Source organism: Chromobacterium aquaticum (genome assembly GCF_021129195.1).
Taxonomy (GTDB): domain Bacteria; phylum Pseudomonadota; class Gammaproteobacteria; order Burkholderiales; family Chromobacteriaceae; genus Chromobacterium; species Chromobacterium aquaticum.
In genome coordinates this window covers 1-19,966 of the sequence record NZ_JAJOHW010000004.1, presented here as the reverse complement: position 1 = coordinate 19,966, position 19,966 = coordinate 1, and the positions used below count along the sequence as shown (strand labels likewise).

The following is a 19,966-nucleotide window of genomic DNA, read 5'->3' as shown; positions in this document are numbered from 1 at the left end:
GCAAGATTGGCAAGCCATTCCCCAGATAGCTCAAGTCCAAAAAATCGCGGCCCTCTGGAGCCACACATGCCTCCACTCCTGGACAGGCCGTGGCAGGGAGCCTTCACCAGCGGCCGCATCAGAAAGGTCTCCGGTCTTGCCACCTTGTCACCCGCCTGCCCGCGCCTCGCCAAACAGATTTCCAACGCCGGATGACGCTTCACCACGCTTTCGCCACTGCAGCAAAATCGCCCGGCTGCCCACCCTGCTTGGCCGCCGTATCCGCCGGCATCGAAACGTCTTATTTTTAATAAATTAAGTTGTTTTTTTCATCGCCCTGTGCTTTTATGCGTTGACGGCTCCCTGGGTCAACGCCGCGGCTTGACTCCCGCGTCGTCAAACCAGATGTTTGTGCTCAAGGATTGTTACTGCGCAGGCAGGCAAAACCTGATGACTTGGCTTCAGCCCAGCCGTCAGGTTTTTTGCTTTCTGGATACGCGATATGAAAATCAGCAAAATCTTGAATAACAATGCGGCCCTCGTATTGACCGAACAGCATCAGGAACTGGTGGCCATGGGCCGCGGCGTGGGGTTTCAAAAACGGCCGGGAGACGCGCTGGATCCGGCGCTGGTCGAAAAAATCTTCGCCTTGCAAAACCACGAGCTGATGTCTCGCTTGAGCGAGGTCTTGAGCGGCATTCCCGCCGAGGAGATGGCGGTCTGCAACGACATCCTCAAACTGGCGAAGAAACAATTGGGCCGATTGCCCGACGAGGTCTACCTGGCCTTGCTGGATCATTGCCATTTCGCGATTGAACGCCAGCGCCAGGGCATTGCCCTGCACAATGCGCTGCAATGGGAGATGCGCAGGCTCTACCCGACGGAATTCGCCCTTGGCTTGCAAGCGCTGGCGCTGATCGAGCAACAACTGGGACTGAGCCTGCCGGAGGATGAGGCGGGCTTCATCGCCTGGCATTTGGCGAATGCGCAATTGAACAGCGAGGCTTCGGAAATGCAGGCCATTAACCAGCTGATGCGGCAGATTCTGCGCATCGTCAAAGACCAGCAAGGGCTGGAGCTGGACGAGCAGGCGCTGAACTACCACCGCTTCATCGCCCACCTGAAATTTTTTGCGCAGCGCGTGTTGTCGCAACAGCAGCTACAAGCGGGAGACCCCAGCCTGCACGCGGCGGTGAAAGCCAGTTATCCGCGGGCATGGCTCAACGCGGAGTGTGTTGGCGGCTTTATTTGGGAGCAGTACCAGAGGGCGCTGGAACCGGACGAGCTGATGTTCCTCGCCATCCACATCAGCCGTTTATAAAGCAGAGCTTTACTCGCCGGCTGGCTTGAGCAGCCGAAGCATCATCAGGATTGTTACTGTCTAGAACAGGCAAAACCTGGCCACGCCTCCCCATTGCGGGTGGCGCGGCCAGGTTTTTTTTTGAGCGTTCGCTCGCCACATGGAGGGAAGCAATGGACACACTCGCCAAGCAAATCGTCACCGGGGTTGGCGGCAAGGACAATATTCTGAGCCTGGTGCATTGCGCCACCCGTCTGCGCTTCAAGTTGCGCGATTCCGGGCGGGTGGACGCCAAAACCCTGAACCGCCTGCCCGATGTGCTCATGGCTCAGGAAAGCGGCGGACAATTCCAGGTGGTGATCGGCAACCGTGTCGCCGAGGTCTATCAAGCCATCTGCCAAGTCACCGGGCTGGATGACGAGATTCCGCCGGCCGGCACCGCGGTGAAGGAAGGCGCGCTCAGCCGTTTCATTGATGTGGTGTCCGCCATTTTCACGCCCACCTTGGGCATCCTGGCCGCTTCCGGCATCCTGAAAGGCTTGCTGTCGCTGGCGCTGGTGAATGAATGGATCAGCGAAACCAGCGGCACTTATTTATTGTTGTTCGTGGCCAGCGATGCCTTGTTTTTTTTCTTCCCCTTGGCCTTGGCTTATACCGCCGGCAAGAAATTTGGCGGCAACCCTTTCACCGCGATGGCCCTGGGCGGCGCGCTCACTCATCCGCTGTCCATCGGCGCGTTCAATGCCGCGCAGCAGGCCGGCGCCTTGCCGCTGGATTTTATCGGCATTCCCATCGTGTTCATCAATTACAGTTCGTCGGTGATTCCCATCATTCTTGCCGCCTGGGTCAGCAGCCATCTTGAGCGCCGCTGCAACCGCCTCCTGCCCGCGGCGGTCAAGAATTTCCTGACCCCGCTGCTGTGCTTGTGCCTGATCGCGCCCATGACTTTCCTGCTGATCGGCCCGGTCGCCACCTGGCTGGGCCGCTTGCTGGCGGAGGGGTTTCAAACCCTCTACGGCCTGGCGCCGATGTTGGCCGGCGCGGCGCTGGGCGGCTTGTGGCAGGTGTTGGTGATCTTTGGCCTGCACTGGGGCCTGGTGCCGCTGATGTACAACAACTTGAGCCTGCTGGGCTATGACACCATGGGCGCGCTCTTGCTGCCAGCGGTGATGGGGCAAGTGGGCGCTACGCTGGGGGTTTTCCTGCGCACCCGCGATGCGCGCATGAAGTCCTTGGCCGGTTCGGCGGCCACCTCGGGGCTGTTCGGCATTACCGAACCCGCCATCTACGGGGTGACCTTGCCGGCCAAGCGGCCCTTCCTGTTTGGCTGCATCAGCGGCGCCTTGGGCGGCTTGATGCTGGGTTACGCGCGCAGCAGCGTCTATTCGCCCAATCTGCCCAGCGTTTTCACCTTTTCCCAGGTGATTCCTCCCACTGGTGTCGATTTCTCCGTCTGGGGTGCGATTGCCGGCAGCCTGCTGGCGGCGGGCCTAGCCGCGCTGCTCACCTTCCTGTTTGGCCTGCCCAAAGCCGCCGTTGCCGCCGCGGCAGCGGATGAGGCCGCCGCCGCGGACACAGCGCCCTATCAAGTGCTGTCCCCGATTCACGGCCAGGTGCGGCCGCTCGGCAGCGTGGCGGACCCGGCCTTCGCCAGCGGCATCTTGGGCCAGGGCGTGGCCATTCTGCCGCTAAGCGGCCGGGTGGTGGCGCCGTTCGCCGGTCGGGTCGAATCCCTGTCCCCCTCTGGCCACGTCCTGGTCCTCGTCGCCGACGATGGCACTGAAATGCTGATCCATGTCGGCATCCATACCGCCAAGCTCGATGGCAGCCACTTCCGCGCGCAGGTGCAAAGCGGCGACTTGATCGCGGCCGGCGATGTGCTGCTGGAGTTCGACCACGCCGCCATGGCCGGGGCCGGCTTCGATACCACCTGCCTTGTGCTGATCTGCAATCCCGGCGGCGCCCAAGCGCGGCCCATTCCCTCGGACACGGTGGCGGAGTTGGCGCCGCTGCTGGCCGTCAGTCCTTAACCATCGCATCAGGAGAGTAGAGATGACCTTGTTTCCCGCTGATTTTCTTTGGGGCGGCGCCTTGGCCGCCAATCAGGCCGAAGGCGCTTATCTGGCCGACGGCAAGGGCTTGTCCACATCGGACCTGCAGCCGCAGGGGATTTTTGGCCCCATCGTCAAGCGCGCTGCCGGCGACAGCAGCCTCAAGGATCAGGCGATAGACTTTTATCATCGCTATCCGGAGGATATCGCCCTGTTCGCGGAGATGGGCTTTGGCTGCCTGCGGGTATCCATCGCTTGGAGCCGCATCTTCCCCCAAGGCGATGAGCACGCGCCCAACGAGGCCGGGCTGGCGTTTTATGATCGCCTGTTCGGCGAGATGGCCAAGCACGGCATTCAGCCGCTGGTCACGCTATCGCATTATGAAATGCCTTATGCGCTGACCCAGCGCCACGGCGGCTGGGGCAGCCGCCGGACCATCGCCTTTTTCGAGCATTACGCGCGCACGGTGTTCGCCCGCTATCGCGACCAGGTCAAATACTGGCTGACCTTCAATGAAATCAATATGGCGCTGCACGCGCCGTTCACCGGCGTCGGCTTGCCGCCGGATAGCGGCAAGCAAGCCATTTACCAAGCCATCCATCATCAATTGGTGGCCAGCGCGCGCGCGGTGAAAGCCTGCCATGAACTGGTGCCGGATGCCCGGATCGGCAATATGCTGCTGGGCGACATCGTTTATCCGCTCAGTTGCCGGCCGGATGACCAATTGGCCAGCCAGAAACAAAACCGCGGCTGGCTGTTTTTTGGCGATGTGCAGGCGCGCGGCGCTTACCCGGCCTATATGCGGCGCTTCTTCCGCGACGAGGGCATCGCGCTGGACATCCGCGCCTCTGACCATGAAGACCTGCTCGCCACGGTGGACTTCATTTCCTTCAGCTATTACATGTCCGGCTGCGCCTCGGCCGCCCCGGCCTTGGCGGCACAGGCCGGCGGCGTGCTGGGCATGGTGCCCAATCCTCACCTGCCCAGTTCCGACTGGGGCTGGCAGATCGACCCGCAGGGCCTGCGCTATCTGCTCAACCTGCTGTACGACCGCTACCAGAAACCGCTGTTCATCGTGGAGAACGGCCTGGGCGCGCGCGACGAAGTCACGGCGGACGGCCGCGTCCACGATCCCTACCGCATCCAGTACCTCAACGATCATCTGCTGCAGGTAGCCGAAGCGCTGGACGATGGCGTGCCCCTCCTCGGCTACACCAGTTGGGGGCCCATCGATCTGGTCAGCGCTTCCAAGGCGGAGATGTCCAAGCGCTACGGTTTCATCCATGTCGACCGCGATGATCAGGGCCAAGGCAGCCTGGAGCGGCGGCGCAAGGACAGCTTTTACTGGTACCGCGACGTGATCCGCAGCCGGGGACAGACGCTGAAGCCGGCCGGCTAATCGCAGAAACGGGAACAGTCGCGGCCTGCCGACGGCAGGCCGAAGCACCAAGGGCGCTGCCATAGGCCAGGGGCGGGCCTTGCCCGCGCCTGGGCAGCCGCCGGAATCATTGGGAGAGAATCATGCGCTTCGCTTTTTTCACTGCCATGTGGTCTTCGCCACGGATTTTGAGTCTGATCTTTGGCGCTTTGCTGTACACCGCTGCCCTCGCGGAAAATAGCCGCTGGAACGGCGCAGTGCTGGGTTTCGAAGCGCCGGCCGGCGATCTGTTCAGCAGCCGCCTCGGGCTGCGCCAGGCCTTGCAAGCCCATGGCTTCGAATACCAGCTGGCCCATGTCATCCAAACCGCCTACAACGCCAAAGGCGGTTACAACACGGACAAGAAAGCCGAATACATCGACCAGTTTTCGCTGACTTTCAGCCAAAGCCTGGCGGCGCTGACCGGCATGCCCAATGCCGCGATCGAGGGCAATATCGTCAACCGCAACCATGACAACAACCTGACCAGTTCGCGGCTGCAAGACCTCCGCGTCGGCTTCAACGATCTGGCGCAGGAAAGCTGGGGCGGCCAGTCCATTACCCGGCTGGGTTGGCTGAATTTCCGGAACAGCTGGCTCGACGGCCGCTTGCAGTGGCGGATAGGCTTGATGAACAAGGTGCAGGACTTCGATCAGATCATTCCCTGCGACTTCCAGATGCTCAGCCTGTGCGGCGGCAAGTCGGCGGATTCCGGCACTTGGTATAACTGGAACGTGCATTACTGGGGCAGCACCGTGCAGTATCGGCTCACGCCGGAACTGACCCTCTTGGCCGGCGTGCTGGAGCAAAACTCGCAAGCGCCGACGCGCGGCCACGCCTGGAGCGTGTCCACCGACGGCAGCCGGGGCTTGCTGCTGCCATTGGAAGCCGAGTGGCGCACCCGCCGCTTCGGCCTGCCCGGCATTTACAGCCTGGGCCTGCTGTACACCAATGCCAAGCAAGCCGATCTCTATCTCGGCCAGTCCGGCGGCCCCGGCGCGCTGGACCCCGGGGGTTATCGCCACTACCGCGACACTTGGTTCCTATATACCGGCTTCAACCAGCAACTGAACCGCCACGCCGATAACGCCAACCGGGGTTTGAGCCTGGCCTGGAGCCTGGGTTTGGCGGACCAGCGCAGCAATAAGTCGCGCTATTCCACCTCGCTGGCCTTGCGCTATCGCGGCCTGTTTGACGCCCGGCCAAACGACTGGCTGGCGCTGGGCGTCGCCAAAATGCAAGGCAGCGCCAATTTTCGCCGCAGCCAGAACTTCCTGAATCAGCAAGGCGGCGTCGAGGACCATAGCGATCCACGTTATGCGCCGCTGCCGGAGTCTTCCGTGAATGCCGAATTGTATTACCGCTTCAAAGCAACCCCATGGCTGGAGTTGCAGCCCTTGATCCAGTATTGGGGGCGTCCCGGCGGCATTGCCCAAACTTCCGACGCTTGGGTTGTCGGCCTAAAAACCGCCATCAACTTCTAATGTGGAACCCAAAGAACTACGCCCCTTGCAGGGCTTTCCAAATGGGTAAAAACAAAGGAATGCCACGATGAGTACTGACTTGCCCGCCATGGAGCAATTAAGACGCTTGAACCAAAAACTGTGCAACGCTCAGGACCCAACCGCATTGCCCCAGCTTGGCCGCCAACTGGCCCGGCAATGCGAAGAGATGGACGCCCGCCTGATGCAAGGCTTGATCGACATCCGCGCCGCCCATCTCGGCCTGCAGGCCATCCTGACCCTGCTGCAACGCCGCGACGAGCCCTTGCTGTTGAACAGCGAGGAAGCCGCAGCGCTGCTGGAGCCGGCGCAACAGCGCCTGAGTCAGGGCTTAAGCCGCATCAACAGCCTGGTCTAGTTCATGGAGCCTCTGGCGGGCCTCAGGCGCTACTCTCGCTCAGCAGCCCGGACGCGCCCGCTGTCCCGCCCGCCTCGCGTCACGCCGCCCCATGCGAAGTGTCGATTGGCCGGGTATCGCTGGGCGGTGCGATGCCCGGCGGTGAGCTGGGTTTCGCCGGATGGCTCATGCCGGGTAGCGCACCCTATGCCCCTCCGCGCCGCCCCAAGACGACACGCAAATCGGCGTGGCGCCCGGCCGCCCGATGGGCTTCATATGCTTAATAGCGGCCGAGTACCGCCCCTTATTTGACGGGTATAGATTGCGCATGATGGAAATAGTTTTGCGGGTCCCACCGCTGCTTCACCTGCACCAGATTGCGCGGCGCGCGGCGGTAGTTTTCCTGGAAATACAGTTCCATGGCCTGATCGATCTTGCCGTTTTCGTGAGAGCCCAAATCGCAATCGGGGTAGTTGTAATAGCAGCCGTCCACTACGCCGTCCTTGTCGTTTTTCGGGTTGGGCGTGCCGCCGTAATCGGCATACACCGACTGGTAGAAGCCATTGATCCAGCCCAGGTGCGCCTGGGCCTGTTCCCCGCCATTTTCGCCATGGCGCTTCCCAGGCAGGGAGTCGTTGTTCCAATAGGTTTGATACTGCAGCTTCATGGTGGAGCCGCGCTGCGGCACTGGCGTGGCCGTGCTGGCGTATTCGTTGATCACGCCGCCGTAACTGTCCACCTGCAGCAGGCTTTGCTTCAACGCATCGGCACTCAGCCCTTCCGGCTGCTGGTGCAGCCAGCTGTAAATCTGATCCTTTTGGCAAGACGGAAATGCCTTGTTCATATAGGCTGATTTGTATTTGCCAAACTGGTTGGGGCCGGAGCCGTTTACCGTTTGCAGCGCCTCCAGATAGGTTAAGTGCTGTGGGCTTAAGTGGCTGTGCGTGGTTTGCATCCAGCCCGGGTGGCCGCCCATGGGCTGCGGCGCGACGACGGCTGGCGCGATGGCGACTAAGCGATTTTGCCAATACTGCACCCGCGTCTCCACCTGCTGGCAATGCAGGTGAAAGTCCATGCTTGGCAAGGACGCGAATTGCACCAGCAGGCCGATCTGCCCATTGGAAACATGATTGAGTTTCAGCAGGCTGAAATCGGTATTGGGCATGCTCTCGCAGATTTCCGCATACAGATCCAGCAAATCGCCAAAGACTTGTTGATTGATATTCTTCCAGTCCCAGGCAAAAGACCATTGCGTGGCATAGGCCGGCGCATTGGGCAGCTTGGCAAAATAATAACGCACGATCACGCCGAAATTGCCGCAGCCGGCGCCGCGCAAGGCCCAGAACAAATCGCGCTCCGCTTGATCGCTGCTTTGTTCGGAAACATGGCGCAGTTTCACCTGGCCCAGCGCCGCGTCCCTGGTGACGATGTCTACGCCGGAGAGATGGTCAACCGTCAAACCATGCAGGCGCGACAGCAGGCCATAACCGCCGCCGGTGATATGGCCGCCCGCCCCCACCGAATAGCAGGAGCCGGCCGGCAGGGTTTTGCCGTAGCCATTGAGCAAGGCGCGGTACACGCCCCAGTTCTCGCAACCGGCATCGACAAAATAGGCATTGCGCTCCGCATCGAAACCCACCTGATTGAGCGCGGACATGTCGATGATGGCGCGGGTGCTGTCGTTGTAGACAAAGTTCTCGTAACAGTGGCGGCCGGAAGCGATTTTCACATTGCGGCCGAATTCGCTCAGCGCGGCGCCAACATATTCTTCCACCTGCTCATAGCGAGCCGGCACGTAAACCGCTTGCAGCTCCGGCGCAAACCAGCGCCGGTCAAAGCCTTGCTTGTCGCTCAAGATCAGCGACTTGTCGCCGCGCGTGGGGACTTGCTTCATTGCGACACTCCTTTGCATGGTCAAGCGGTTTCCGGCGCGTCACTCGGCATGCGCGCTTAGGTTGACGCCCGTGGCTTGTTCGGCGGCGAAATGCCGTCATCATCTAAATTTATATAAGAGATATTAAAAGACAAATGAATATGCATTTATACTTATTGGTGAAATCACTCATGGACCGGTAGGCGTGGTTTGGGGGCCAGTGGAACCCGGATATCACGCACCTAGATGGCAAACCAGCTGGCGTGGATTGTGCTGGACCAGCGCCTCTTTCACTAAGAGCCGCTAACAAAACCTCGCAGAGAAGCTGAGCCAAGGCGCGCCGACGCAGGCAGTACCAGTCGTACGACAAGCAGGCGCAACGCGGGATCAGGGGTTTTGTTAGCGGGTTTAAGAGCCTGTTCCAAGTCTCGCGAGCCAGGGCGAGACAAGGTGAATAGGCAAAGGCCTCGCATCCGAGTGCAGGCGCGCTGGACTGGCTGGCGAATCGACCCCGCTCTCTTTCGGCCGCATTCACTATCTGACCAAGCAAGCTGGCCGCGGCACAGAAGATGCCGTGCTGCTGCATGGCGCCGCCGCGGATAAAAGTTCATGGGCGCGCTTTGCCAAGCATTTGGGCAAGCCATTTCCATTGTTGATTCCAGACCTGCCCGGGCATGGCGAGACCTGAATTTGGACTACCGCATCCAGGCCCAGGCGGAAAGACTCAAGGAGTGGTTTGCCACGCTGAATGTCAGGCGCGTTCGTCTGATAGGCAATTCCATGGGCGGGACCATCGCCGCCCATTTGGCAGCCACCATGCCCCACCTCGTCGCATCGCTGGTCTTGATTGACGCCGCGGGTTTTGAAGCGAGTCCGAGCTGGCTGCAGCAGCACATGTCTCAAACCGGCCTCAATCCAATGCATGAAATTCGCAGCGCAGATGACTATCGAGCGATGATGAGCATCGGCATGGAGGCTCCCCCTTATATTCCGGGCATCATGCTTTAATCAGGCAAAGATTAATTGCACGCTCTCACGACAATATCAGTTGCTCTTCCCGAGTTGATCTTGTGCAAGCTTGTGCAGCTCCGACATATCGCGAGGCATATAAAATGCCAAAGTCCCACCCTCAAAAGCGGCGAATCCGGCAACAGGCTTCCCGTCCATGCCAGCACAAGTCATAGCGTTTATCGATTTTTTCCCCAACACCCGAATATCTTTCTCAAAACCATCCTGGCCATGCAAGCCATTAGCGCCGCACCAATCAAGGAAAGACTTTGCCGCCGCGTCGGGAGAGATGCTGGTTTGCTTTTTCACACGAGAAGCCGAGAATATGCCTGGCGCCCATGCTTCCCTGCCCTCTATTTTATTGACAAAGCTATCCAAGCTCATTCCTTTATAATTTGGCGTGGTCGCGCATCCAGCCATACCAGCCAAAAGCGTAACAATAAACACACGGCAAAAATGCATTTTATCTCCAGTCATCCTATTAAGTTCTAAAAATAGAGCCCGCTCGGCAAGCGCGCAGCGCTCTTATGCTTCTTCATTGTCATGGGCTTCCTATACAACTCTTAAAGCCTGATCATTTTACCAGAGCCGCCTGACATCCGTAGCTGCGGCCATGATGCTGGAGCTGAAGGATTTGCAGAAGGCGCCGGGCAAGCCGCTGGGGCGTGGCTGGCGGATGAGGCGGAGCCGGTATTGTGACTAGCCAAGGCGAGCTGGACGAGGCGTTCCGCCGCATCAAGAAGCCAGGCGCGCGGCAGCGCTGAGTGGCTTGAACAGCAGCGTCTCCAGGCTCAGAGCTGATTGCTCCACCCGGCAAGACGCCGCTCACCCACACGGAGTTGCTCAAGCTGGCCACCGTCCGCCAGCTGCGCTTGTCGGAGAGAATAGACGGTTAGGCCGCTAATCCCGCATCGCAATAAGAAACACCGCTTCAACGCTGTGAAGCGGTGCTTTTGTCAAAAGAGTCCTAGTAGTTTACATGCGACCTACCAGTCGACTTCTTTCTCAAAGTATTGACTTGGATATGCGGACAACGCGTCACCTGGCCGTTGGAGCCGAACATGAACTCAAAAAACAGCACTTGTTCATATTGAAGCTGCAACACCTCACAGCCGTCGCTGTCTATCACCGTCTGTATCCATAAGTTCAGATTCATCTCGGTAACATTGGCAAAGGTGCTCACAAAGGGGGTATTTAGAATCCCGCCTTGCGGCCCGCCATTGTGTTTGCTGCTGAGCTGAATCAACGTGTATTTTTTGATGCGCTGGTCTTTGATCACATCACGCAGCCGCAAATCCGGACGCACGGAATACGGGTAGTTTGGGTCAGCGACAATCCGTTGGAAATAAGTCAGATTGCTGTCCGGCTGGGTGGCCGGCAATGACTTGTCAAACGCCCAAGCCGGCGCGGGTTCATCCAGATTAAGCGGCGCGGCCGGCGTCCCCTCCTGAACCGACAGCAGTGCGGCCGCACCCATGCTGGGTGAAATGGCGAGCGGAGACCCAGCCAAGGGCACGGGGTTGGCAGCAACGGCAGCCGGCACCGTATTATTGTCTTGCGGCTGCGGAGTCGTTGGCCACGAGTTGGTAAAAGGCTGAGTCCAACAGTCGGTGCCGGTGGGATATTCCGGTTTGCCGGGAATGTCCGCCTGAAATCCGCCGGTGATCATCATCGCGCTGCCATGGGGTATGGTCCCGCTACGCGCAATGGAGTATGGAGGCACGTAATTTGGCCCGTTGGCGCCGGCGCCAATGGCAATCCCAGGGAAGCCGTTATCTGAAATAACGGACTCCTCGGTAGCCGCATGGTTGTACATCGGATTCATCCACAAATACATGCCATCTTCTTCGTGAATGCCCACGCCGTCACTGACCCGTTGTATGCTTTGATTGTATTTCACCGCGCCCGCGAACTGCTCGTTGGTGCCGCCCCGATTCCGCACCCCGCCATCAACCAGGGAAAACGTGAGTTCTTCGGTATAGTTTTCACAGAGGAAGTGGAATATGCCGAAAATGGTTTCAGAATTCGTCCCCGGCGACGGCATACAGGTGGTATGCAAGCCCCAGCCCAGATTCGTCTTGTCCGGATTGTAGTTAACCCATGTGCCTTCCAGCTGCTTCAGCACACCATAATCAGCCGGCTGTTCCAGTACTTTATCCGAATATTCCGGATAGGGCGGAGCCGGCGTTTGAACCACATTGTTTTCAGGCATACACACCTCGCATGATCATGCATTTTGATAAAGGGCGGTGCAGCGAAAAGACGATAAAATCAATATAAGCCGTGCCAGCTTTACGGGACTTGCTGTACAAATAAAACACGTGAATGAAAGACTGGTTTTCTAGCAAAATTTGTATTTGCATGACTGAAATATTCTGCAAATCTCCAGCCATGAAATAAAGCAAATTCCGCCATACAAAAATCCTAGCACTCGACATGACAATGTCAAGTCAAATTCTATTGATTATTTTATTACGAATATAGAACATCTAGATTAGATGCAATTTTCTGAGAAACCATCTGTGAAGAGAATGCGGTCATCGGGACGCTAAAACCGAAACCCAAGCACCGTGGAAGTGATATCGCCCTCCCGGACGATTGTGCGTACAGCCTCCCTCTCCCATCAGCGCAGCTAAAACGAAGTTTCTGCGAAGCTACAGTAGCCGTAGCAGGACAAGGAGGCGCAACGCAGGATCGGGCCGCTATTAGCGGGTCATTGCTTGGCAAAACCACAGCAGCCCCCATGGCCAATCCTGCGCTATGGCCAGCGCTTGCTGGAACTAGCAATGAAGATCATGCAACTGGAGCGACCAGGCGCGCCTTGGCTGGGGCCGGCGCGCATCGGTGTGATAGAAAACCTGACGCGTGACTGATTGGCGCTTGCTCATCCACAGCGATCAATCAAACAAAAACCGATACACATTTCCCTCTTCCACAAAGGAGGCAGAACGTTTTCCTGCCAAGGACACAAATCGGCCGGACTCAATTGCATATTCATTGAACAACACCCCGTCCGGTTCAGCCTTGCCAGGCTGATAGCGATACTCAAGCTTGTCGAACCGCACCTGGCCGTTCAATAAGCTAAGGCCCTGACAGGACGCAAACAGGCTGGGTAGTTTCCATCCCTGGGTCTTGGACAGGCCCAGGCGCAACAGATAGACCGACTGATGCCTCACCGCCGTGCCAGAGGCCGATGCCGGCGTATTCTCCACGCAGGCCCAGCCGACGGCGAAATAGGCCACAGCGCCTCTGCCCAAATCCCCGGCGTGGAGCGCTTCGCCAGGGAAGGCCTGGATAGAGCCGGCCTGCCATGTCAGGCCATCCAGGGTGATCTTGCCGCTTTTCAGCTCTAGCTGATGGCGACGGCCCGCCGCCACGCCCCGCCAAACATATCGCGGCTCCTGCTCGCCCTTCAGGCTGACAGCTTCCAGCTCGACACCTTGAGACTGGAATAAGCGATTCGGCAAGCTGCGGTAATACGCCTCATATCCATCAAACACCTCGGCGGCCTGGCTCAAGGCCGGCAGCAATAGCAATACTGAACCACGCCTGATCAGCATGCCTCCCCCTATAAGTTCTCAGCACCTGTTTACGATCTGCTGCGCGTGGCAGGATTTTAGACCAGGGCGTTGAAAACGTCCGCGCAATGCTCATGTCGAGTACATTCCGCTTTTTCGCTCGTTTTCGCCTTGTCTCGCCCTTGCTCGCGAGACTTTGAACAGGCTCTCAGGCAATCCGCATTGCGCGCCGCAACATGGCCAGACCCAATACGGCAGTTGGCCCACCCTCCCTCCAGGAGCCAGGCCATTTTGTCCGTACCCGGCCCTTCCGACACTATGGCGCCGCGAAAGCGGTGTTCCAGGCGGCGAACTGCTCGGCCGGCATCGGCGCGGCAATGAAATACCCCTGGGCATAGTCGCAGCCCAGTTCGCGCAGGCTCTGCCAGGCGGCAGCGGATTCCACTCCCTCCGCGACCACCAGCCGCCCCAGGTGGTGGACAAGCTCGATGGTGGATTTCACGATCATGGCGGAGTCTTTGTCCTGCGACATATTCATCACAAAGGACTGATCAATCTTGATGTAATCCACCGGCAGTTTTTGCAGATAGCTCAGCGACGAATAGCCGGTGCCAAAATCATCCACATACAGCGCGACACCGGCGTGGCGTAGTTCGTGCAGCAAGGCCAGCGCCAACTCCGGGTCCAACATCACCGAGCTTTCCGTGATTTCCAGCTCCAGCAAGCCGCTGGGAATCGAACGCTGCTCCTGCCAAAGCCGCAGCTTGTCCGGCAAGGTTTCATCCTGCAGATTACGTGCCGACAGATTGACAGCAATGGGCAGCATCAGTTGCTGCCGCTGCCAGGCTTGCAATAGCTCCAGCGCAGCGGTGATCACCCACTCGGTCAAAGAATGGATTAGCCCGGACCGCTCGGCGATATCAATGAAGGCACTGGGCGCCAGCAAGCCATGTTGCGGATGCTGCCAGCGCACCAAGGCCTCGGCGCCACAAACCCGGCCATCGGCCAGGCTGACCTTGGGCTGCAGGTATAGCCGCAGTTCGCCCTGCGCTATGGCACGGCGCAGCTCTCTGGCCAGCATCAGCCGCTCGGCCTGCGTCTCCCCCTTGCCCGGCTCAAACACGTAATAAGCGATCCCGCGCTGCTTGGCCTGCTGCGCGGCCTTGCCCATGTGGCGCAACAAATCGTGCACATTGCCGCCGTGCTGTGGGAATAGCGCGATCCCTACCCTTGCCGTGACATCCAGCGTCAGCCCCGCCACCTCGAAAGCCGTGGCCATCGTCCAGGCGACCGCTGTGACCAGCAGCAATGCCTCCTGTGCATCGGCGCCGGGAAGCAAGACCGCGAACTCGTCACCGCGCACCCGCGCGGCCAGGGCGGCTGCCGGCAGGCACTCCGTCAGACGCGCGCCAAATTCACGCAACACCTGATCGCCCTGGGCAAAGCCGAGCACCTCATTGATTTCCCCCAGGCGCTCGATATTGAACTGCAGCACGGCCAGCATGCGGCCCTCCTGGCTTGCGTGCACGACCGCCAGCGTCAATGCCTCTTCAAACTGCAACATATTGGGCAGGCCGGTCAGTTGATCATGGCGCAGCATTTGCTGCATGGCGACGCGGGCCTGCTCACGTTCCTTCTGCGCCCGCAAGGAGCCGATGCCGAATGCCAGGTCGGCGCTGGCTTCGATCAGCAAATCGATCTCGTCGTCATCGAAGGTATCCGCCTGCCTGTCGTAAATGGTCAGCGCGCCAATGACGCGGCCATCCACCTGCAACGGGCAGGCCAGGCCGGATGCCGCCCCATACAGCAAGGCCCGCAGTACCGCGTACCGGCTATCGCTCTGCATGTCGCGCGCCAGCTGCACCTTGCCGGTACGCACCGCGGTTGGCGTGATGCTGATGCCGCCGGCGGCATCGGCCCTGCCCAAAACAATGCCCTTCAGTTCGGTCAGCCCGCCGGCAAAACCGCATTGAGCCATCGGCTGCAGTTCTTGCGCATCGGCATCGCCATACCAGATCACCGCCGTGCTATAGCCGCCGGCCTCGACGATGGCCCGGCAGCTGCTGTTCAGCAATTGCTGCTCATCCCTGGCCCGCAGCATGGCCCGATTTCCGGCGCTGAGCGTACGCAGGGCGCGCGAAACATGCTCTAGCTCGCGCACTTGCTGCGACAGCTCGCCGTTGAGCGCCTGGATATGCTCCTCCGCCGCCTTCCGTTCGGTGACGTCGATGCCCAGCACGTAATAACCGATCACCTCCTCCTGTTCATTACGCTTGGGCACATAGCGGATGTTCTGCCAAACCCCCGGGAAAGGCTGCCAGTCATAGTTCAGCGGCTCGCCGGCCAGTGCCTTGTCAATGTTTGGACAGGCCACGGCATAACGCGCCGCGCCCAGAATCTCTTCCACCGCGCAGCCGGTGATGTCCGCGCGCTCAGGCGCAAAGCGTAGCCGATACTGTTCATTGACATACACATAGAGGCGCTCCGCATTGACATAGGCGATCAGCACCGGCACCGCGCAGAGGATGGCGTGCCGATGCGCCTCGCTTTCCAGCAAGCGCAAGGATCGGTCCTGCACTCTCGCGGCCAGCAGGGCATTCTGCGCAAGAATGGTCTGTCGGACATCCCGCTCGGCGGTGGTGTCGCGGAATACCACCACCACTCCGTTCAGCAGGCCTCCGCTGCCAATGATAGGCGCCACGGTGTAGCTGATCGGGCGCTGCTGGCCATCGCGCGCCACCAATTCCCCATGCCAGGATTCCGGCATGTGCTGAGCCTGAGCCAGCATCCCGGTGCCGTAGGCAAACAGATCTATGGCTCTATCGTCTTCATCCCGCCGCACGGTCAATACCTGTAACAAGGGCAGGCCGATAGCCTCGGCGGCAAGCCAACCGGTAAGGAATTCAGCGATCCGGTTGCTACGGGTCACCAGGCCCGCGGCATTGACGGATATCACCGCATCCCCAATCGAATGCAGGGTGGCGGCCAGGTTTTCCTCGCTGAACGCCAATGCCTCCCGGCTGGCGCTGAGCGCCCGCCATTGCCGCCGCACCATGAAATACGTGCCGCCCAGCAGCAGGTAAAGGGTGATGCCGCTCAGGCCGTTCCACCATAGTTGCCACTGCTGAGAACGCTCATAATCGCCCTGCCTTCGCTCCAGCATGCGGTGCTCGTCCTGGTCCATTTCGTCCAGCAAGCGATACACCAACACGCGGGTGGCCTGTATCGGCGCGCGCGCGGCATAGGCGCTGGCCGCCGCTCCGCCTTGCTGTCGATACCTATTCTCCACTTCACGAGAGATCTCTAGCCGCTGGGTGATAACCTGGTGCAAGGCCAGCAAACGCTCGAGCTGTGCGGGGTTGCTGCTGAGGCGGGTTCGAAGCTGCGCCAGCATCCGTTCACGCGCCTCGATAACCTTGTCACGCTCTGTCAAATTGGCTTCATCGCCTGTCAGGCGATAGTTCTGGGTGCTCATTTCCACTTGCGTGGTAAAGCCACGGACATGAGCCAACTGGTCCATCACCATGACGCTGTTCGCCAACGAGTGCGCCGCCCGGCTGGCGTTGTCGACTACCTTCCAAATGGAAAGCGACAACACTGCAACAAACAGCATGGCAGCGGTAATGACGGCTCGCAGCTTGGCTTCAAATCGGTCTTGCACAATATCCACTCCGGCATGTGCATGGCTATCGGGATCTTCTATAGATAGCCAACTCTGCCACCGGGGGACAAGACTTAAAGCGGCGCTTGAATCCCCCCGGCGGCCCTGCCTGGCATCAGCATCAACGTTGTATTTTTGCAAGCCTGCGCTTGCCAGGCCACGGCGGACCTTTAAGCCGGCCAGCCCGTAGTCATAAGGGGAGCGCTCGGGCCGGCCCTGGGCAGGCCACGGCCAAACAAGGCGCAGCGGTACTGGAACCGGTCAACAACGCTTGGCCAAGCCGCATCAAGCCCCGGAAACCGATGGCCCAGCCACGCTGCGCGGTTTTGTTAGAACCTGTTTACGATCTGCTGCGCGTCGGCGATACGGCGTTGAAACCAAGCTCAGTGCTCATCTACCGCCTGTACATTCCGCTTTTTCGCCCGTTTTCGCCTTGGCTCACCTTGGCTCGCGAGATCGTAAACACGTTCTCGGCGACTCTCAATACGGTTTCCGGCGTTCAACCCGTTTGCCGGGGCTTCAATCCGCCCCGGCGCCACGCTCCAGTTCTTCGCGCAGTATCGCGAATAGGCTTTCCGGCCTCCCGTTCAGGAAGAAGTGATCGCCGGGCAGGATCTCGCTGCGAAAACCGCCGGTGGCATAGCCCTGCCAGGAAGCGGCCGCCTCGACGCCGCCCTCTTCTTCGCTGCCGCCCAGGGCGACGATGCGGCAGCTCAAAGGAGGACGCGGCGCGGGACGATAAGTCTCTATCGCCTCGAAATCGGCATACAGCACCGGCAGGACGATGTTGACGAGCTCGGGATGTTGCAGCACCTCAGGCGGCGTGCCGTTCATCCGCAGCACTTCGTCGATGAACTCATCATCGGGCAATGCATGTATCGGCCGCCGCCTGGCGGGCAGATGCGGCGCGGCGCGGCCGGACACGATCAGGCAGCAGGGCGCCGGCAAGCCGCGCGCCCGCGCGCGCTGGGCCACCTCGAAGGCCAGGCTCGCGCCCATGCTGTGCCCGAACAAGGCATAAGGCCGGTCCAGCAGCGGCGCGATCGCGTCCGTCGCCTCGTCGGCCAGTTGATCCAGCCGGTAGCGCAGCGGATCGTGAAAGCGCCGCCCCCGCCCCGGCGGGTGCATGGGCCGGAAATCCACCGTGGCCGGCAAGCGCTCGGCCCAGCCGCGGAACACCGTCGCGCTGCCGCCGGCGTAAGGGAAGCAGAACAGGCGCAAGGCCGCGGCTTGGCCGGCCGGCGCGGCATCCACCCAGCCGCGGTTCATGGCGCCACCTTGCGGATGAAGCCGCCGGCTTCTTTGATCGCCGCCCTCGCTTCCGGCAGCATCGGCGTCAAGGTGGCCCAGGCGTGCGGCAGCCGCCGCCACACTTTGAAATCCACGCCGACGCCGGCCGCGCTCGCCTTGCTGGCCACGCGCGCGGCGTCGTCCAGCAGCACCTCGCTGTCGCTGGCCTGGATGAACAGGTCCGGCAGGCCCGCGTACTCGCCGTAGAGCGGCGAGGCGATGGGATGATCGGCGGCGGCGTCGCCAAGGTAATAGCGCGAGAAATTCCTCACCGCCACCGCGCTCAGCATCACGTCGGACGCGTCGTTCGCTTCCAGCGAGGCCCCGGTCGCCGCCAGATCCGTCCACGGCGAGAACAAGACCGCGCCGGCCGGCATCGGCGCGCCCGCGTCGCGCAGCGACAGCAGCAGCGCCAGCGCCAGCCCGCCGCCGGAGGAATCGCCGGCGACCACGATGCGCTCAGGCGCCACGCCCTCGTCCAGCAGCTCCCGATACGCCGCCAGCGCGTCGTCGACGGCGGCCGGGAACGGATGTTCCGGCGCCAGCCGGTAAGCCAGCGAGAACGCGCGCGCGTCCGCCTCCCGCGCCAGCGCGGCGGCCACGCCGCGGTGCGTCAGCGGCGAGCAGAAGCAATAGCCGCCGCCGTGCAAATACAGGATCACCCGCCCGCTCGCCTCGCGCCGCGCGGCGGCTTCAGGCTCTATCCACTCGCCGCGCAGCGCCTCCGCGTCCAGCTTGCGCACCCGCCAGCCGCGCGGCGGCTTGATTTCGCCGCGCGCCCATTTCGCGCTGCGCTCGCGCATTTCCTGGGCGGTCAGGCCGGGCTTGCGGGTCAGGGATTTGGCCGTTCTGCGCAACAGCCAGGAGAAACATAGGTTTTGCCAACTCATGAATCGCTTTCCAGTAATGAGGAGAAAGAAGTCTTCCGTCGCGCGCGTCTTATCCGAACACCAGTTTGCGATGCGCGGCGATGCCCGCCAGCGCGCCGTTGCCGATGGCCAGCGCCACGGTGCCGCCCCGCTGCGTGATGTCGCCGCAGGCGAATACGCCCGGCGCCGATGTCTCCATTGCGTCGTCGGTCCGCACATAAGGCCCCAGCGGCCCCTCCTCGATCACGCAGCCCAGCTGCTCCGCCACCGGGCTGGACAGGCGGAAGCGGTTCATCATGAACAGCCCGTCAAAGGCCAGCCGGCGTCCATCGGCCAGCTCGACGGTGGCGCGCTCGACGATGCGCTCTATCCGTTCGCGCACGATGTCGACGCCCCGCCGCGCCAGCGCCTCGCGCTGCGCCGCGTCCGGCTCGAAGCCGCCGTCGCTCAGGAAGACGGTCGGGCCCCATTCCGGCATCAGCATCGCCGACAGATAGGACAAGGGACCGCCGCCGAGCACGCCGATGCGGCCCTGCTTCAGTTCGTAGCCGTGGCAGTAAGGGCAGTGGAACACGCTTTCGCCCCAGCGCTCGCGCAGGCCCTCCAGCTCAGGCAATTCGTCCACCACGCCGAAGGCCAGCACCAGCTGGCGCGCCGCGTAGCTTTGGCCGGAGGCGCAGCGCAATGCGTAGCCGGCCTCGCCGCTCTCGGCTCGGACCACGGTGTCCGCGCGCCATTGCGCGTTGGGATAGGCCAGCAATTGCGCCTTGCCGTCCGCGGCGATCGCGTCGGGCGAGCGTCCGTCCAGGCCGATCACGCCGTGGGATTGGGCGGCGAAGCGATTGCGGCGCGCGCCGGCGTCGATCACCAGCACCCGGCGGCGCGCGCGCGCGATCTGCAAGGCGGCGGATTGTCCGGCGTGACTGCCGCCGATCACGATGACGTCGAATACGGTCGTGGAAGTTTCGGTATTCATGATGAGATGTCCTTATCGGGATGAATCGGAGGGCGCGCGGACGGCCGTCACAGCCGGCCGCCGCCGCAGGCTTCCGCCGCGCGGTCCAGCAGCCAGCGCACGATCAGCTTGGCGCGCGGCACGCGCTGCCCTTCGTCGCGGCGCCGCAGCGCCAGTTGTTGCGTGATCACCGCCAGCCGCAGCAG

13 protein-coding genes and 1 pseudogene are annotated in these 19,966 nt (G+C 61.1%); 6 read left to right on the top strand and 8 right to left on the bottom strand.

Annotated features, from left to right (window positions below):
• Positions 1–481 precede the first annotated feature (481 nt).
• The 5 genes from licT to LQT98_RS00170 all read left to right on the top strand — a co-directional run bounded on the left by licT (position 482) and on the right by LQT98_RS00170 (position 6,607).
• Positions 482–1,300: a BglG family transcription antiterminator LicT gene (licT, locus tag LQT98_RS00190; protein ID WP_231460706.1), complete on the top strand. Its 819-nt coding sequence runs from the start codon at positions 482–484 to the stop codon at positions 1,298–1,300.
• Between the two features lie 152 nt (positions 1,301–1,452).
• Positions 1,453–3,309 carry a beta-glucoside-specific PTS transporter subunit IIABC gene (locus tag LQT98_RS00185; RefSeq protein ID WP_231460705.1) on the top strand — a complete coding sequence of 619 codons (1,857 nt, stop codon included), beginning with the start codon at positions 1,453–1,455 and terminating at the stop codon, positions 3,307–3,309.
• A gap of 22 nt (positions 3,310–3,331) precedes the next feature.
• Entirely contained in the window at positions 3,332–4,729 is a 1,398-nt protein-coding gene (locus tag LQT98_RS00180) for a glycoside hydrolase family 1 protein (RefSeq protein ID WP_231460704.1), read from the top strand.
• A 236-nt stretch (positions 4,730–4,965) separates the two neighbouring features.
• Positions 4,966–6,231 (top strand): carbohydrate porin, encoded by a 1,266-nt coding sequence (locus tag LQT98_RS00175; RefSeq protein WP_231460703.1) that lies wholly within the window; start codon positions 4,966–4,968, stop codon positions 6,229–6,231.
• Positions 6,232–6,298: 67 nt separating this feature from the next.
• Positions 6,299–6,607, top strand: a complete 309-nt coding sequence (locus LQT98_RS00170) for a DUF1484 family protein (RefSeq protein ID WP_231460702.1) — start codon at positions 6,299–6,301, stop codon at positions 6,605–6,607.
• A gap of 283 nt (positions 6,608–6,890) precedes the next feature.
• On the opposite strand, the gene LQT98_RS00165 is transcribed toward LQT98_RS00170, so the two are convergent.
• A complete protein-coding gene (locus LQT98_RS00165) occupies positions 6,891–8,480 on the bottom strand; it encodes an FAD-binding protein (RefSeq protein WP_231460701.1) in 1,590 nt (529 codons plus the stop codon).
• Positions 8,481–9,033: 553 nt separating this feature from the next.
• Here LQT98_RS00165 and LQT98_RS00160 point away from each other — a divergent pair.
• Positions 9,034–9,467, top strand: a pseudogene (locus LQT98_RS00160) (alpha/beta fold hydrolase).
• Between the two features lie 36 nt (positions 9,468–9,503).
• Here the strand turns inward: LQT98_RS00160 and LQT98_RS00155 are convergent.
• The 7 genes from LQT98_RS00155 to LQT98_RS00125 all read right to left on the bottom strand — a co-directional run bounded on the left by LQT98_RS00155 (position 9,504) and on the right by LQT98_RS00125 (position 19,781).
• On the bottom strand, positions 9,504–9,944 hold the full coding sequence (locus tag LQT98_RS00155) for a hypothetical protein (protein ID WP_231460699.1): 441 nt from the start codon (positions 9,942–9,944) through the stop codon (positions 9,504–9,506).
• A gap of 490 nt (positions 9,945–10,434) precedes the next feature.
• A complete protein-coding gene (locus LQT98_RS00150; protein WP_231460698.1) occupies positions 10,435–11,679 on the bottom strand; it encodes a peroxidase, FMP-type in 1,245 nt (414 codons plus the stop codon).
• A gap of 685 nt (positions 11,680–12,364) precedes the next feature.
• Positions 12,365–13,027 carry a hypothetical protein gene (locus LQT98_RS00145; RefSeq protein ID WP_231460697.1) on the bottom strand — a complete coding sequence of 221 codons (663 nt, stop codon included), beginning with the start codon at positions 13,025–13,027 and terminating at the stop codon, positions 12,365–12,367.
• A gap of 274 nt (positions 13,028–13,301) precedes the next feature.
• Positions 13,302–16,787, bottom strand: a complete 3,486-nt coding sequence (locus tag LQT98_RS00140; RefSeq protein ID WP_231460696.1) for an EAL domain-containing protein — start codon at positions 16,785–16,787, stop codon at positions 13,302–13,304.
• 378 nt (positions 16,788–17,165) lie between these two features.
• Positions 17,166–17,915: a thioesterase II family protein gene (locus LQT98_RS00135; protein ID WP_231460695.1), complete on the bottom strand. Its 750-nt coding sequence runs from the start codon at positions 17,913–17,915 to the stop codon at positions 17,166–17,168.
• A complete protein-coding gene (locus tag LQT98_RS00130; protein ID WP_048410328.1) occupies positions 17,912–18,826 on the bottom strand; it encodes an alpha/beta hydrolase in 915 nt (304 codons plus the stop codon). Before LQT98_RS00130 ends, LQT98_RS00135 begins: the two co-directional genes overlap by 4 nt.
• A 49-nt stretch (positions 18,827–18,875) precedes the next feature.
• Positions 18,876–19,781, bottom strand: a complete 906-nt coding sequence (locus tag LQT98_RS00125) for an NAD(P)/FAD-dependent oxidoreductase (RefSeq protein ID WP_231460694.1) — start codon at positions 19,779–19,781, stop codon at positions 18,876–18,878.
• Positions 19,782–19,966 lie beyond the last annotated feature (185 nt).

What these genes read in the sequence shown, in the direction of transcription:
- LQT98_RS00170 (WP_231460702.1), top strand. Translation starts at nt 6,299, where the DNA reads ATGAGTACTGACTTGCCCGCCATGGAGCAATTAAGACGCTTGAACCAA.
- LQT98_RS00150 (WP_231460698.1), bottom strand. Translation starts at nt 11,679, where the DNA reads ATGCCTGAAAACAATGTGGTTCAAACGCCGGCTCCGCCCTATCCGGAA.
- LQT98_RS00185 (WP_231460705.1), top strand. Translation starts at nt 1,453, where the DNA reads ATGGACACACTCGCCAAGCAAATCGTCACCGGGGTTGGCGGCAAGGAC.
- LQT98_RS00135 (WP_231460695.1), bottom strand. Translation starts at nt 17,915, where the DNA reads ATGAACCGCGGCTGGGTGGATGCCGCGCCGGCCGGCCAAGCCGCGGCC.
- LQT98_RS00145 (WP_231460697.1), bottom strand. Translation starts at nt 13,027, where the DNA reads ATGCTGATCAGGCGTGGTTCAGTATTGCTATTGCTGCCGGCCTTGAGC.
- LQT98_RS00165 (WP_231460701.1), bottom strand. Translation starts at nt 8,480, where the DNA reads ATGAAGCAAGTCCCCACGCGCGGCGACAAGTCGCTGATCTTGAGCGAC.
- LQT98_RS00180 (WP_231460704.1), top strand. Translation starts at nt 3,332, where the DNA reads ATGACCTTGTTTCCCGCTGATTTTCTTTGGGGCGGCGCCTTGGCCGCC.
- licT (WP_231460706.1), top strand. Translation starts at nt 482, where the DNA reads ATGAAAATCAGCAAAATCTTGAATAACAATGCGGCCCTCGTATTGACC.
- LQT98_RS00125 (WP_231460694.1), bottom strand. Translation starts at nt 19,781, where the DNA reads ATGAATACCGAAACTTCCACGACCGTATTCGACGTCATCGTGATCGGC.
- LQT98_RS00130 (WP_048410328.1), bottom strand. Translation starts at nt 18,826, where the DNA reads ATGAGTTGGCAAAACCTATGTTTCTCCTGGCTGTTGCGCAGAACGGCC.
- LQT98_RS00155 (WP_231460699.1), bottom strand. Translation starts at nt 9,944, where the DNA reads ATGACTGGAGATAAAATGCATTTTTGCCGTGTGTTTATTGTTACGCTT.